This is a genomic window from Sorangium sp. So ce590, from assembly GCF_051521365.1.
In the GTDB taxonomy this organism is placed as follows: Bacteria; Myxococcota_A; Polyangia; order Polyangiales; family Polyangiaceae; genus Sorangium.
Window position 1 is genome coordinate 8,688,292 of the sequence record NZ_CP150346.1, and the last position, 14,708, is coordinate 8,702,999.

The following is a 14,708-nucleotide window of genomic DNA, read 5'->3' on the forward strand; positions in this document are numbered from 1 at the left end:
GATGTTCGTCGAGTTCCTCTACGAGCTCCGGGCCCGCAAGGTCCCGGTCGGCGCCCAGGAGGCGCTCGGCCTCGCGCGCGCGCTCGCCGCGGGGCTCCACGAGAGCTCGCTCGGCGGCTTTTACCACGTCGCGCGGGCGCTCCTTGTCCACTCCGAGGCGCACCTCGACGACTTCGATCTCGCGTTCGCCCAGCACTTCCGCGGCGTGCACGTGGAGGCCAAGGCGATCGCGGAGGAGCTCCTCTCGTGGCTCCGGGATCCGATCAAGATGCGCGCCCTCTCCGAGGAGGAGAAGGCGATGATCGAGGAGCTCGACCTGGAGGAGGTGCTCCGGCGGTTCGAGGAGCGCCTCCGCGAGCAGCGGGAGCGCCACGACGGGGGGAACCGGTGGATCGGGACCGGCGGCACCTCGCCGTTCGGGCGCGGCGGCTTCAACCCGAGCGGCATCCAGGTCGGCGGCTCCGCGGGCGGGCGTGGCGGCGCCGTGCAGGACGCCGACGCGCGCCGCTACCGGCCCTACCGCAGCGATCTCACGCTCGACGTGCGCCAGATCGAGGTGGCGCTGCGCAAGCTGCGCGCCTTCGCGCGCGAGGGAGGCGACCGCGAGCTCGACATCGAGGCGACGATCGACGCGACGGCCAGGAACGCGGGCGAGATCGAGATCGTCACGCGGCCCCCGCGCCGGCCGAACACGCGCGTGATCCTGATGATGGACGTGGGCGGCTCGATGGATCCCAGCGCCGCGCTCGTGTCGCAGCTGTTCAGCGCGGCGAAGCGCGCGACGCACTGGAAGGAGCTGAGGAGCTACTACTTCCACAACTGCGTGTACGAAAAATTGTATAGAACCGAAGGGTTACAGGACCCTGTCCCGGTGCGAGAGCTGCTCCGCGAGTGCGGCAAGCACCACAAGCTCGTGATGGTCGGAGACGCCTCGATGGCGCCCTACGAGCTGCTCGGCTCATCGGGCTACGGCGGCGGGGCGGGCTCCTCGTCCGAGCCCGACGCGCGGCTGCCCGGGGTCGCGTGGCTGATGATGCTCCGCGACCATTTCGACCGCGCCGTGTGGCTGAACCCGGACGGGATCGGCCCCTACCCGCACCCGACCGTCGACGCGATCAAGGGGATCTTCCCGATGTTCGCGCTCACGCTCGAGGGCCTGGGAGAGGCCGTCTGCGAGCTCGTCCGCGGCCGCGGCCGCGCCTGATCCGGGCGAGGAGCGCGGGCGCGGGGTCAACGGCCCGCGCGCCGGAACACCTCCGCCGTGGTCGACGCGACGAGGGCGCGATCGAGCCAGCCATCCAGCGCGCGCTCGCTCCTGCACGACGAGATCTTCGCCGCCGCCGCCTTCGTGAGCCGCAGCCCTCGCCGATCGAGGACGCGCCTCAGCGCATCGCGTTTGCCCTCGAGGATCCCTTCCTCGCGCCCCTCTTCGCGCCCCTCTTCGCGCCCTGCAGCGAGCACGGCGTCGAGGTCGTCGTAGCCGCGCCGCTGGAGCAGGTTGGTCAGCGTGGCCTTCTCCGCCTCGCTGCGGTCGTAGAGCGCCTCGACGGGGACCGCGTTCTTCAGGATACCCGGCGCGCTCAGCAGCTGCCCGGGGAGCACGACGCGCATCTTCCGGCGGGGCTCGTGCACCTCGACCCGCCGCGGACCGTTGAGCCGTACCACCCACAGGAGCTTCGTGCCGGCCTCGAGCAGGTCGGCGATCTTCTCCTGGAGCTTCTCCTCGTCCTGCCCCACATCGGCGTACTCGATGGCGAGCTCCGGTACCCCCTTCACCCAGCCGGGCCTGTCGGGCACGTTCCCCACCGCGACGTCCGGCGCCCGGAGGGTGCCCTGCCCCAGGGTGTAACCCGTGTCCACGCCCGCCTCCTGGACCGCCGGATCCCACCCCACGACCGAGCTGCCCAGGTGGTTCGGCCCGGAGGCTCGCCCCCCCGTGGGGGCGCAGTAAACGGGGTGGCCGTTCGACAGCTCGTACGGGTCGCCCGAGCGGACGTGCTCCGCGCGAAAAGGGCCGCGTCCCGACGGATGGCGCTTGGCTTGCCCGTGCATGAGAGGACGATAGCACGCGGGTGGCGCGCCCCGGCGCGCCGGGGCGACCGGCCGTGGGTTCGGCCGGCGCTACCGGCTACTGGCTCGGCAGCCACATGCGGAACGCCGTGCCCGTGCAACGGCCCATCGTCGCCGTGATCTCGCCGCCGTGCGCCTCGATGATGACCCGGCTCAGCGCGAGCCCGAGGCCGGTCCCCTTCACCTTGGCCGTCACGAGCGGCTCGAAGAGGTGGTCGACCACGCAGGGGTGGACGCCGGGGCCGTTGTCCTCGACCTCGAGGTACGTGCGCTCGTCGCCGCGCCACGCGCGCGTGACGATCGAGCCGCCAGGGGCGTTGTCGAGCGCCTCGATCGCGTTGAGATAAAGGTTCGAGAAGACGCGCTCGAGCAGGATGGGGTCGCACAGGAGCGTGAGGTCGGCCGGCGCGACGGCGACCTCGAACCGGACCGCCGTGGGCAGGACCAGCGCGTGCCTGGCGCTCTCGATCAGCTTGCCGACATGCGCCGGTTCGCGCCGCAGCGGCTCGCCGCGCGCCAGCCCGAGGACGCTGCCGATGACCTCGTGCGCCTTGCGGATCTCGCACGTCACCCGGTCGAGATGGCGCAGCAGGCGGGGCCGATCGTCGAGATCGCGCTGCGCCAGGTAGAGCGACGACTCCGCGACCGCGAGGGCGTTGCGCAGCTCATGGGCGACGCTCGCACCAACCGCTCCCGCCGCGGCGAGGCGCGCGGCGCAGCATTCGGTTTCGTGACCCTCTTTTGCCATAAAGCAGAGCGCAGCGTAGCCCATCCGCGGGCGAGCGCCCGCGCGCTCCCCGCAGACGACGCGCCGCCGTCACCCGGAGGCTCTTTGCGACGCGACCGTCCCGGGCTGGCTCACTCGGCGTCCGCGGCGAGCGCGAGGGACGGCGCCCGCTCCGGAGCCGACTTGACGCGGCGCGCCCGATCGAGGTCGAAGAGCGAGAAGCGCTCGCCCGCGGCGGAGCCCGCCGGCGCGGCGCGGCCGAACAGCTGAAGCCGCACGGCGCGGTGCGGCGGCGGCGTGATCGCGCCCGGCGCCTCCCCGGGCTCGCCCGCGATCACCGCCGCGACCTCGGACGATTTCACCGCGCCCGAGCCGCGGATGTCGACCTCGACCTCGACGGCGACGAGGTCGCCGACGAGCCCGGCGCGCGCGAGCGCCGAGAGCACCTCCGGCCCGCCGACCTCGGCCCGCACGAGGTACTGGCGCACGTCGACCATCTTCGCGAGCCGGTCGATCTCCCGGCGGATCGGGAGCGACGCGGCCGAGAGGACGGCGCTGCAGCGGGCGGCGAGGGAGGCCTCCGCGTCGCCGCCGATCGCGGAGCGCGCGAACACGAGCGCGTAGCGCGCGCCGGCGATCAGCTTGCTCAGGGCGGGGTCTTCGGGGCCGAGCTTCACGGCGCCGCGGAACGCGAGCCCGCGGGGGCTCGCGGCCGACATCGAGGCGACGAGCGCGTCGAGCGCGGCGGGGTCGAGATCGCGCTCGAGGCGGAGGTCGACGTACTCGTCGAGGCTGATGACGCCGAGCGAGAGCGCCGGAGAGAACGTCATGTCGGGCTTCGGGTGGAAGCCCGCGGTGTAGGTCATCGGCATGCCGACGCGCCGGATCACGCGGGGCAGCTCGCGCACGACGTCCAGGTGGCCGAGCAGCGCCACCGGCCCGGTCTTCTCGAAGCGGAAGCGGTAGCGGAAGCCGCCGCGCCCCTTCGGCGCGGGCGCGTTCCGCTTCGCGCGCGGGGGCGCCTCGCCGCCGGCGGGGGGAGGCGCCGCGGCCTCGGCGGGGGGAGGCGCCGCGGCCTCGGCGGGGGGAGGCGCCGCGGCCTCGGCGGGGGGAGGCGCCGCGGCCTCGGCGCGGGCCGGATCCTCGTCGCCGGCGCGCGGGGCGTCGTCCGCGCCGGCGCGGGAGAGCTCCGCGTCGCCGGCGCGGGCCGGCTCGGCGGGCGGGCCGCCGTCGGCAGCCGACGGCGCGGCGCCGGCAGGCGGCGCGGCGGCTGCGTCGGTGAGCACCGGCAGCGAGCGCTTGTGGGCGCCGAGCCGGTCGAGGAAGGTCAGCCGCTCGTCGCGCATCAGCGTCATATCGCAGGCGACGCCGCAGTCGTAGCAGACGAGCCGCCGCGTATCGGCCGTGGCGTCGTCGAGGTTCGTGTGGTGCACGAACATGCCGGCGACCTTGCCGCACGGCGGGCTGAGGCGGCTCTGGAGCGCCTTCCGGTACTCCTTCGCGAGGAAGCCATCCTCGAGGCCGACGTCGATGTGATCCCACGGCAGCCGCGCCGTGACCGGGAGGGTGCCGAGGTACTTCGCCCGGCCGACGCCGGTGTGCGTGAACGCCTCCTCCCACACGGACAGCTTGATCTGATCGTCCCACGAGTCGAAGCGGGCGCCGCCGCGCCACGCCCGCTCGAGGACGTCGGCGAGGGGGCGGTCGCCGCGGGCGAAGATGCCCTCGAGGACGCTGGCGTTGGCCTCGTGGGTCTTCAGCGTGACGGCGCGGTAGGGCCGCACCGTGTCCTTGAGCAGCTGCTGCTTGCGCCCGACCTCGGAGAGCGTGTCCATCGCCGCCCACTGGAAGGGGGTGTGGGGCTTCGGCACGTGCGTCGACACGCTGACCGTCACGTCGGCCGGCTTGCCCTTGCCGGCCGCCCTCCGGCCGGCGCCGGCCGCGCGGGCGCCCGTCTCGACGATGCCGCGCACGTCCTCGTCGGTCTCGGTCGGGAGGCCGATCATGAAGTAGAGCTTCATCTTGCCCCAGCCGCGGCTGAACACGCGCTCGGCCGTCTCGAGGAGCTGCTCCTCCGTGACGTTCTTGTTCACGACGTCGCGCATCCTCTGGGTCCCCGCCTCGGGCGCGAAGGTGAGGCCCGTCGCGCGCACGCGCTTGAGCTCGTCGAGCAGGTCGGGCTCGAGCCCGTAGGCGCGCAGCGACGAGACGCCGAGCGAGATGCGCTCTCTGGTGAGGCGCTCGGTGACCTTCTTGACGAGCGGCGAGATGCACGAGACATCGGCGGTCGACAGCGCCGTGAGCGAGACCTCGTCCTGGCCGGACTTCTGCACCGCGCGCATCACGGTCTCGACGATCTGCTCGGGATCGCGCTCGCGGACGGGGCGGTAGATCATCCCGGCCTGGCAGAAGCGGCACCCCTCGGTACAGCCGCGGGCGATCTCGATCGACATCCGGTCGAAGATGGCCTCGGGGCCGCCGGTGGGGCTCTCGTCGGGGAACGGGTACTTGTTCAGATCGACGAGGGCGCGCTCGATCGGGAACGGGATCCCGGAGACGAGCGGGCGATCGACGACCTCGAAGCCGGTGCCGGGGTCGATCCGGGTCGCGTAGAGCGAGGGCACGTACACCGCGCCGAGGCGCGCGATCGCGACGAGCCGCTCGCGCCGCGGCACGCCCTCGCGCTTGAGCCGGGTCCACAGGAGAGCGACCTCGGTCGCCTTCTCCTCGCCGTCGCCGATGACGAGGGCGTCGAGGAAGGGGGCGATCGGCTCCGGGTGGGTCGCCGTCGGGCCGCCCGCGATCACGATCGGGTCGTCCTCGCCGCGGCCTTCCGCGCGCAGCGGGACGCCGCCGAGGTGCAGCATCGTGAGGATGTTGGAGTAGGTGAGCTCGAACTGCAGGGAGAAGCCCACGACATCGAAGTCCCTGAGCGGGCGCGCCGACTCGAGCGAGACGAGCGGCAGCCCGCGCTTCACGAGCTGGGCCTCCATGTCGACCCACGGCGCATAGCAGCGCTCGGCCAGCGTGCGCGGGTCGTCGTTCAGGAGCTTGTAGAGGATCTTGAAGCCGAGGTGGCTCATCCCGATGTCGTAGACGTCCGGGAAGGCGAGGCAGACGCGCGCCTCGACCGACGCCCAGTCCTTCACGACCGAGCCGACCTCGCCGCCCGCGTAGCGCGCAGGCTTCTCGACCTGATCGAGAAAGGAGGCGTACGGGTGACCGGCGAGCAGGGGGAGGCTGTCCATGGCGCTCCGGCGCGTAGCATGGCCGGCGCGCAGCGGCACCCGCGGGCCCCGGTTTCCCTGGCGCACAGCGGCCCCCTGGCAGGCTCGGCCATGCGTGGGGCCACCGCCGCCGACGGCCGAGCCGTAGGCCCGGAGCGGCGCGGCGGCCCGCTCGGGCTATGCTCACGCGGTGCGCGAGCGTGATACCCACCACCACGTGGAGATCGACCAGCAACGGCATATCGAGTACCGCGATCCCAGCGAGTTCGACCGGATCGCCTTCGCCATGCGCGCGCTGAACCGCCTCCGGCCAAAGCGGCTGACGGTGGCCGTCTACCCGGCCCTCGCCGCGCTCCGCATCGAGCGCGGGAAGAACCTGCAGCGCGGCGAGGGCGGCTCGTGGGCGATCGTCGGCATCCCACCGCACGCGAGCCGCGAGCACATCGCCTACGCCCTCGCCGAGCTCGCCGGCGTCGAGTCGGTGCCCTACGCGGTGCAGAGCCTCCTCGCCGCCGACAGGGACGCCGAGGCCTAGAGCCACGGGGCACCGGCCCGCTGCTGCCGGAAGTTGCCACCATCCCGAGATCTCCGGAGCCGGGAGCGCGCGGCGGATGGTATTGCGCCCCGCACCAGGGAGAGCGACGCTCTGCCCCCGTGCCTGCTCCGATCCAGCGACACATCGAGCGCCGCCGCGCCGCAAAGGCGGTGTGGAGCGTCATCGTCAGCCTGGATCGCCACAACGGGCCGCGGGCCGCGAGCGCGATGGCCTTCGACGCGTTCCTCAGCCTGATCCCCCTCGCCGCCTTCGCCGGCTACGTGCTCAGCCGGACCATGGAGTGGTCGGACATCGTGGCGCGGCCGCTCCTCCAGGCGGCGCCGCCGGAGGTCGCGAACCTCGTCTCGGAGGAGCTCCTCCGGCTCTCGCAGTCGTCGGCGGTCGCCCCGATCAGCATCACCGGCTTCCTCTGGATCATGTCCTCCGGGCTCTCGACCGCCATGGGCGTGTTCGACACGATCTACAACACGCGCGAGCGCCCCTGGTACGTGCGCAGGGCGATCGCGGCGGCGTGCGTGATGGCCAGCCTGGCCGTGGTGCCCGTGGTCGCCGGCATCGGCGTGCTGATCGGCTCGCTCTCGGGCTCGATCGGCGCCCGCATCGTCGCCTTCGCCCTCCCCGCGGGGCTCGTCACCTGCATGGTGGCCGCGTTCTTCAGGCTCGCCATCCAGCGCCCCAACATCGAGCGGCGCCGGGTCTTCCCGGGCGCGGTGCTCACCGTGGTGCTCTGGTCGGTCGTGTCGACCCTCTTCTCGCTCTACGTGACCACGCTCGGCCGCTACGCCACGTTCTACGGGAGCCTCGCGACCGTCGCGATCTTCCTGTTCTGGCTGTGGCTGCTGGCGCTGGCGCTGCTCATCGGCGGCGAGCTGAACGCGCGCCTGGAGCGCGAGCGCGCCGGGGTGCTGTCGGTCCCGCCCCCGGGCAAGTGGAGCGCGCTGGCGCTCTCGGAGCTGGCCCAGCTCTCCGACCTGGCCCAGGGCGAGACGCCGCTGCCCCAGAGCGAGACGCCGCTGCCCCAGAGCGCCACGCTGCCCCACGGCTCCACGATGCAGCGCCGCGACGGCCAGGGCGCGGGCGAAGCGGACGAAGGCGAAGAGCGCGGCGCCCCGAGCTCGCCGCCGCAGCAGCGGGCCGCGGGATAGCGCGGCGCGCCGGGAGGCCGCCGCCCCCGGCGGCCGCGCGCTGAAGGACGGACGGCCGCCGCCCGACGGCTCGGCTCGGCACGGGCGGTGAAAGCTCCGTCGATCGTTCGCCGCTCGGCGCTCACTCGGCGCGCATTCGCACGGTGGGTGCGCGCACTTCGCGCAGGGGGATGTCGAGGGCGGGCGTGAGGGGGAGCAGTCGAGCGTGCACGCGCACTACGGAGCGGGGGGTGACGGGGGCGGCAGCCGACGCGCCGCGCCTCTGCCAGGAGACGCCGGGCTGTACTTTCTGGGAGCGCTGCACGAGCTCGTCGCCGTCGGCCTGCACCGCCCGGCCCTCGAGGCGCTCTGCGCGGGGCAGCGCGACCTCGCGGAGCCCCCCATCGACCGCGCCTACCTGATCAAGATCCTCGACGAGGAAATCTCCCGCCAGTTCGGGCACCCGCTCCGGCCGCTCATCGAGCTCGTGCTCAACGCCGCCGACGCGGCCCGCGCGCCGCAGCCGCTCGTCGACGTCGCCGTCAACGACGGGCGCGTCGACGTCAGCGACACCGGCGCCGGCATGGGGCTCCGGGCAATCCTCTCACGGCTGCTCATCCCGTTCGCGACAGACAAGCGCCCCGGGATCGATCTCGGCCGGTTCGGGGTCGGGTTCTTCTCCGTGCTCGGGCTCGGGCTCTCGGACCCGGAGAGCTTCAGCCTGCACGTCACGACCGGCGACGGCATCGAGGGGTGGGCGATCCGCGTCGTGGCCTGGCCCAGCGCGGGCGACGCGGGCGACACCGGCGGCGCGCCCGAGCCCGCCCCCGAGGCGCCCGAGCGCGCCTGCGGCCGCGCGTCGCCCGAGCTCACCGCCGCGCTGATGTGCTCGGTGCGCCGGATCGCGCCGCTGCTCGGCACGCGCGTGCGCGTCACGTCGTCGCTGCTCGAGGCGAGCGCGGTCCGCGCCTACCTGCGCGACGCGCTCCACTTCTTCCCCGCGAGCCGCGCCCTCGTGCTGCTCGACGGCGCGGCCGTGAACGACGGCCGGCTGATCTCGGGCGGGCAGCTCATCCAGGAGCGGATCGCGCGCGCGCCGCAGGCCCCCGGCGACTGGGGCGCGTCTTCCGCCGGGGCAGACGACCCCGCCGCGGCGAGCGGCCCGCGCGCGCAGGAGGCGCGCGACGGCCTCGAGGAGGCGCGCGACGGCGCGCTCCTCGCGCGGTTCCACGTCGGCGGGCGAGGGCTGCTCCCGAGCATCTCGGCGGCCACCTTCCATGCGGGGGTCAAGATCGACGCCTGCCTCGCCCTGGCCGAGCTCGCGCTCATCGATTTCCCGGCCGCCGTGGAGCTGACCGAGGGGCGCGACGCGCTCAAGATCGGGCCGGAGTTCACCGCGGTCGCGACGGCGTTCTACCGGCGGCTCATCCAGCTCGCCGCGGCGAGCGGCGAGGGCCGGCGCACGCGCGACCGGCTCGCCGAGATGGCCGCGCAGATCAGCGCGCTCATGCTGCAATCCGCGGGCTGGGACGAGGTGGCCCTCGATCTCGCGCGCGCCCTGCTCGGCCCGGGGCGCTGCATGGTGACCCCCGAGCGGCGCGAGGCGCTGCTCGGGTTCCTCGGGCCGAGCGTCGCCGATCGGCTCTTCGTGCCGGAGAGCTTCTGGGCGGAGCGCGAGTGGCAGCCCCACCTCCCCGGCGAGCGCGAGCTCCTCGAGGACGAGCTCGATCTCGATCCGCCGGAGACGCTCGCGGCCCTCGCGCGGCGCCGCGGCGACCTCGCGGGGCTGCCGCTGATCCTCGCGCGCGCGGCGAGCCCTCACACGACCATGGTCGCCCTCTGCCGGAGCCGGCCCCAGACGGACCGCGGCGCGGGCACCGCGCCTCCGCGAGGGGCTCCGGGCGCGCCCCCGCTCCCCGACGCTGCGTGGCGGCGCCCGGCTGGACCGCTGCCGTGCCTCGGCACGCGCCGGGTCCTGCTCATCCGCGACGACAGCGCGGCGGTGCGGCGCCCCTCGGGCTGGTGCGACGGGTACGCGCTGAGGGCGGCCTTCGATCGGGCCTCCGGGGTGCGCGAGGCCGATCTCGAGCGCGATCTCATCGTCGGCGAACCCGTGGACGGGGTGGCCTGCGCCGCGCCCCGGCCCGGCGAAAGGACCTCCGGAGGCGAGCCATGACCCAGATCTCGTACGGGCTTTTCTCGGAGCTGCTCCTCGTGCGGATCCACGGGCGCGCCGAGGCCTACCTTCAGGCGAGCAGCGCGGAGCGCCTCGCGCTCGTCGCCGCCTGCCGCAGCGAGGCCACGGTGCCCGACCTCGCGCAGCGCATCCTCTCGCGCACCATCTACGCGCAGGCGTCGTCGCGGATCGGCCCGCTCCGCGAGCTGCTCCAGAACGCGCTCGACGCCTCGCCCCCCGGCGCTCGCATCGATGTCCGCTCGACCGAGGACGGGCGCGAGATCTCGGTCACCGACCAGGGCCGCGGCATGAGCCGGACCGAGCTCCTCGCCGACCTGCTCGTCCCCTTCCGGAGCGGCAAGGCGGGCGAGCCCGACGCGATCGGCGAGCACGGGATCGGCTTCTTCTCGGCGCTGGAGATCGCGCCCTGGATCGAGGTGGTCACGGCGACGCCCTCGGGCGGGCACCGGCTGCTCGTCGCGCCGCTCGGCGCAGGGCCGCCCTACGAGGACTTCTCGTGGACGCTCCTGTCCCTGCACCGCCCCTCGCCCGCGCCGCCGGACGACGGCGGCCCCGCGCGCGCCCCTGCGCCGCCGCGCCGCCCGACGACGGGCACCTCGGTGCGGCTCTCGCTCGCGCAGCCGATCTCGCGGCCGGCGCTCGCCGCGGAGGTCACCGCGGCGGTGGGGCTTGTCGACCCGGCCGCCGCGCGGATCTACGTCGACGGCGCGCTGGTCAACACGGCGCGGGCGCGCCTCCGCCGCGCCGCCGAGGCGCCGCTCCGGCTCCCGCCGTCGGGCGAGCTCTGCGGCGCGCTCGAGCTCCTCGTGGGCCGCGGCGACGGCATCGAACCGCAGCTCACGATCACCCAGAAGGGGCTCACCGTGGCGACGCGGATCGACCCCTTCCCCGGCCCCGAGCTCGGCCTGCACCGCGAGCTCGCGCGCGCGATCACGGCCGCCGGCTTCGGCCTGGTCGCGGAGCTGCCGCTCGGCGTGCCGCTCAACAAGGGCCGCTCGGCGGTCGCGGCGAGCGCGTCGACGGCGGTCGAGGCGGCGCTCGTGGCCGCGTTCGAGCGCTTCATCCTGCGCGACGCCCTGTATGACCGCGAGCTCCTGCGCGCTGTGGATCACCGGCTCTCGTCGGTGCTCGACCGGTTCGTGCACGCGGCGCTGCTCGGCGAGACCATCACGATCGCGTCGGTCCAGGGGGTGGACGAGCTCGATCCGGCCGCGCGCACCCCCACGGTGGCGGCCCCCGAGCAGGTCATCCGCTTCGCGAGCGGTCTGCTCGACGCGCCCCTCTTCCGGTCGCTCGTGGTCGAGGCCGGCCAGCGGCCTCCGGGCGCGGCGCTGTCCCCGCTCCTCGGCCAGCTCCACGTTCGCAGCGCGCCGCTCACGCTGCGCGAGCTGCTCCAGGCGCACCGGGCCGGCGTGCTCCGCCCGCTCGAGGCCGCCCCGCCGGGCCACGGCCGGAGCGCTGCCCGCTGGCCGCTCGGCGCCTCCGCCGCGGCGCCCGGGGCCGCCGCCGGCCGGGAGGCGCCCGGCGCGCGCCCCGGGGAGCTCGTGTATCTCGCGCTCGACGAGCCGCTCGCGCAGGCGTTCTGGCGGCGCCTCGCGAGCGAGGGCGCGGCCTCGCAGCCCCTGGAGGCCGCGGCGGCGGCGGCGCCTACCCGCGCGCCGGGCGCCGCGTCGTGCCCGATGCCCCGCACCTCGCGCGACGCGCTCCTGACGATCGCGGCCGAGGTGCCCGGCGTCCGCGCCGTGGCCGCGGCGATGACGGTCATCGAGCGGCTCGACGCGGCGATCTCCGAGTCGGCGGACCTGACGCCATCGCCGATCTGGGTGCACCAGGACCTCTACGGCCCCGACGAGATGGCGCACACCGACGGGAGCGGGATCAGCGTGAACCTCGCCTCGTCGCGGGTGCGGGCGCTGCTCACGGCGGTGCTGCTGCGGGACGACGCGGTCGCCTTCACCGCGCTCACCGATCTCCTGCTCCACGAGAAGACGCACGTCTCGCTGGCGAGCTACGTCCCGCGCCCCACGGCCGAGCACGGCACGAGCTTCTACCGCCGCAAGGACTGGATGCGCCGCCGCCTGCTCGCGGCGATCGCGAGCGGCGCGGTCGCCGACCCGATGCGCTGGCTCGCGGTGGCGCGGCGGGGGCTCGCGAGCGCGGCGCTGCCGGCGCCGGCGGAGCTCTCGCGCGCCTTCCAGTCGGCTGCAGCCGCGGCGTGAGGCGCGCTCGGAGCCGCGGTGGAGCGATGTGCGCTAAGCCACTGTGGCGGCGAATTCAGCTCGACCCGGGGGCTATCCGGGGAAGCCCCGGGGTCGGGTGAATTGAAGCTCAAACCTGGAGGCCGATACCGGCGGCGACACGCCGGACGTGGCTGCACGGCAAACCATGATCACGCTGACGCACAGGCGCGTCGCCTGGCACAGAACGGCACACATTTCAGAGGGGCCAGCTCGCGCCGGAGTGGCCCCTGAACCGCGACATCAGCGGGAGACGAGGTCCTTCATCCAGGCGACGTCGCCGGGCGTCGTCTCCAGGATGTCGCCGGCCCACGCCTCGTCGGTCATGCGCTCGAAGTTCTCGGTGATCTTCTCGAAGTACGACGAGGCGAGCCCCACGAACGCGCGCGGCGTGCCGCAGGGATCGGCGGTGACGACCATGAGCCGCGGCAGGCCGGTGCCCACGTGCAGCACGCGTCCGACCGGGGCCCCGACCTCGTCGGTGGGCTGGGTGTGCACGTCGGCGATCGTCGGGTCCTGGGTCACGCTCTCGAGGACGTCGAAGAAGAGCTGGGCGTACCAGCCCTCGGCGCCCTCCGGCGAGCCGCAGCCCATCTGGACACGGACCGCCTGGTTGATGAAGGCGAGGTGCTCCTCGGTGAGGGGCAGCCCGGCGCGCTCGTTCGCGGCCATCTCGCCGAGCGTCCGCGCGACGCTGTGCAGCCGCGCGAAGTACGCCGGCAGCCGCTCCGTGAGCCACGACGCGCCCGACAGATCGAGCGACTCGACGACGCGGCCGCCGTGCTCGGCCAGCTCGGCGATGCGCGCGTAGAACGCCGGGTACGGGTCGACGTAGGCGTCCGGGAAGTCGCACGTGGTGCCGCCCGTGTACGACTGCTTGGCGTAGAGCAGGGTGTCGTGCCGGAGCTCGGCCCAGGAGGCGAGCTGCGTGTTGAGCAGGCGCCGACCCCACGCCTCGGTCTTGGCCACCTCGGGCAGCCCCGCGGCGTCGGCGAGCGCCCGCGCCGGCGACAGCTCCCGCAGCGCGCCGAGCCAGCGGTTGTAGAGGTTCTTGCTCCAGAACTCGCCCGGGTGCGCGTCGACGAGCACGCGCATCATGTGCAGGTCGGGCGCGTAGGGGAACTGCCCGAGCTCGGGCGCGAGCAAGAGCCCCGCCTGATCGTTGCCGAGCGCGGCGAAGCCCACGTCGAGCGGGTTCGGCATCATGCGCTTGACGGCGCCGCCCTTCACCCGGTCGTAGACCACGTTCGAGAAGACGTGCGAGTCGACGACGTACCGCTGGCCGAGCAGCGCGAAGCTCGACGACAGGGGCATCGTGCCCTTGTCGAGGCCGTTGATCATGATGTGGCTCGAGATCCGCTGCGTCCCGTGGCCCTTCTTCATCACGACCTCGACGATCGTGTCGTCCGGGACGCCGGCGAGGCCGGCGGCGTCGCTGAGGCCGAGATCCGCGAGCAGCACGTCGAGCTCGGGGAGCGTCATGTAGTCGCTCTCGCCGACGAAGGCCTGGATCGCGTCGTCGATGCGCGTGTAGCGGGCGAGGGTCTCCTCCTCGGCGAGGGCGCGCAGCACGTACGCGCCCTCGAGCTGGCGCCGCTGGAAGACCTGCTTGCCGTCCTCCTGGGTCTCGAGGAAGCGGAAGTCCACGCGGCCGAGCCACATCATGCTGCGGAAGTAGCGCCCGAGCTCGGGCGTGTCGGTGTAGTGGCCGCGGGGCTCGAACTGCGAGAAGTCCATGAGCCGGTCGGAGCCGAAGAGGCGCACCGCGCCCATGCCCTGGTGGGCCTTCGCGCCCTCCACGAGCTCGTCGATCTTCGCGGCGTCGGCGCCCGCGACGGGCGCGACGGGCGCGTCGCTCAAGAGCGCGAGCGCCACGGCCGTGTAGAGGTCCGCGTCGGCGCGCGCCTCGGCGCCGAGATCGCCGCCTCCGCCCGCGGCGAGCCGCGCGCGCATCTCGGCGAGCATCGTCGCGAGCTCGGGGGCGAGCGAGGCGAGCTCCACTTGCTTCAGGATCGCGTCGTACGAGCGGTGGACCGCGTACAGGATGGAGTCGGCGGACACGTAGAGCGGCAGGTCGAGGGCGTAGATGCTCTCGTAGCCGTAGACGAAGGTCGGGAAGCTCTTCTTCTCCGAGATGACGAAGCCGTTCGCGGACAGCTTCGCGAGCTCGTCCGCGTCGAGCCGGAGCGTGGAGCCCTGGAGGAGCGACAGGCGGTCGGCGTCCGCCGGCGCGTAGGACAGGCCCGAGGCGAAGGCGACGCGGTACTTCGAGGTGAAGCCGTCGGCGGTCATGCTCGCCGAGGCCTCCCGCTCGGCGAGCAGCGCGCTGAGCTCCGCCTGCTGCTCGGGCCCGAGCGGCGCCGGCGGCTGCTCCGATTGCGTGCCGCCGGTGCCGGACGGCGGGCGGCCCTCGATGGAGCAGCCGCCGGCGAGGGCGAGGAGGAGCGGGACGATGGAAAAGTGAAGGAGCGTCCTGGGCATCGTGTTCCCCTTTCGGAGCGCGCCTCTCCGGAGGCGCGGCGAGCCCGACATGGGCAAGGACGATGCCGGGCTCGCCGTCGCGGCCACGT

General features: G+C 74.0%; 9 protein-coding genes. 5 read left to right on the forward strand and 4 right to left on the reverse strand.

Annotation, left to right across the window (positions count from 1 at the left end):
- The first annotated feature begins 1 nt into the window (after position 1).
- Positions 2-1,204 carry a VWA domain-containing protein gene (locus tag WMF28_RS32810; RefSeq protein WP_437597376.1) on the forward strand — a complete coding sequence of 401 codons (1,203 nt, stop codon included), beginning with the start codon at positions 2-4 and terminating at the stop codon, positions 1,202-1,204.
- 26 nt (positions 1,205-1,230) lie between these two features.
- Here the strand turns inward: WMF28_RS32810 and WMF28_RS32815 are convergent, their stop codons facing one another.
- The 3 genes from WMF28_RS32815 to WMF28_RS32825 all read right to left on the reverse strand — a co-directional run bounded on the left by WMF28_RS32815 (position 1,231) and on the right by WMF28_RS32825 (position 6,045).
- The gene (locus WMF28_RS32815; protein ID WP_437597378.1) at positions 1,231-2,052 is read right to left on the reverse strand and encodes a Uma2 family endonuclease; all 822 of its coding nucleotides are present in this window, start codon (positions 2,050-2,052) and stop codon (positions 1,231-1,233) included.
- Between the two features lie 76 nt (positions 2,053-2,128).
- Complete coding sequence (locus tag WMF28_RS32820; RefSeq protein ID WP_437597379.1) at positions 2,129-2,842, reverse strand: sensor histidine kinase; 714 nt, start codon at positions 2,840-2,842, stop codon at positions 2,129-2,131.
- Positions 2,843-2,928: 86 nt separating this feature from the next.
- On the reverse strand, positions 2,929-6,045 hold the full coding sequence (locus WMF28_RS32825; RefSeq protein WP_437597381.1) for a TIGR03960 family B12-binding radical SAM protein: 3,117 nt from the start codon (positions 6,043-6,045) through the stop codon (positions 2,929-2,931).
- A 169-nt stretch (positions 6,046-6,214) separates the two neighbouring features.
- Between WMF28_RS32825 and WMF28_RS32830 the strand changes: the two genes are divergently transcribed.
- From WMF28_RS32830 to WMF28_RS32845, 4 genes are all read left to right on the forward strand, one after another.
- Positions 6,215-6,559, forward strand: a complete 345-nt coding sequence (locus tag WMF28_RS32830; RefSeq protein ID WP_437597382.1) for a hypothetical protein — start codon at positions 6,215-6,217, stop codon at positions 6,557-6,559.
- A 119-nt stretch (positions 6,560-6,678) separates the two neighbouring features.
- The gene (locus tag WMF28_RS32835) at positions 6,679-7,725 is read left to right on the forward strand and encodes a YihY/virulence factor BrkB family protein (protein WP_437597383.1); all 1,047 of its coding nucleotides are present in this window, start codon (positions 6,679-6,681) and stop codon (positions 7,723-7,725) included.
- Between the two features lie 205 nt (positions 7,726-7,930).
- Positions 7,931-9,880 (forward strand): ATP-binding protein, encoded by a 1,950-nt coding sequence (locus tag WMF28_RS32840; protein WP_437597384.1) that lies wholly within the window; start codon positions 7,931-7,933, stop codon positions 9,878-9,880.
- Positions 9,877-12,120 carry an ATP-binding protein gene (locus WMF28_RS32845; protein WP_437597385.1) on the forward strand — a complete coding sequence of 748 codons (2,244 nt, stop codon included), beginning with the start codon at positions 9,877-9,879 and terminating at the stop codon, positions 12,118-12,120. The genes WMF28_RS32840 and WMF28_RS32845 overlap by 4 nt, the downstream gene beginning before the upstream one ends.
- Positions 12,121-12,381: 261 nt before the next feature.
- On the opposite strand, the gene WMF28_RS32850 is transcribed toward WMF28_RS32845, so the two are convergent.
- Positions 12,382-14,619, reverse strand: a complete 2,238-nt coding sequence (locus tag WMF28_RS32850) for a DUF3160 domain-containing protein (protein ID WP_437597386.1) — start codon at positions 14,617-14,619, stop codon at positions 12,382-12,384.
- Positions 14,620-14,708: the final 89 nt, after the last annotated feature.

What these genes read in the sequence shown, in the direction of transcription:
- WMF28_RS32810 (WP_437597376.1), top strand. Translation starts at nt 2, where the DNA reads ATGTTCGTCGAGTTCCTCTACGAGCTCCGGGCCCGCAAGGTCCCGGTC.
- WMF28_RS32815 (WP_437597378.1), bottom strand. Translation starts at nt 2,052, where the DNA reads ATGCACGGGCAAGCCAAGCGCCATCCGTCGGGACGCGGCCCTTTTCGC.
- WMF28_RS32820 (WP_437597379.1), bottom strand. Translation starts at nt 2,842, where the DNA reads ATGGGCTACGCTGCGCTCTGCTTTATGGCAAAAGAGGGTCACGAAACC.
- WMF28_RS32825 (WP_437597381.1), bottom strand. Translation starts at nt 6,045, where the DNA reads ATGGACAGCCTCCCCCTGCTCGCCGGTCACCCGTACGCCTCCTTTCTC.
- WMF28_RS32845 (WP_437597385.1), top strand. Translation starts at nt 9,877, where the DNA reads ATGACCCAGATCTCGTACGGGCTTTTCTCGGAGCTGCTCCTCGTGCGG.
- WMF28_RS32850 (WP_437597386.1), bottom strand. Translation starts at nt 14,619, where the DNA reads ATGCCCAGGACGCTCCTTCACTTTTCCATCGTCCCGCTCCTCCTCGCC.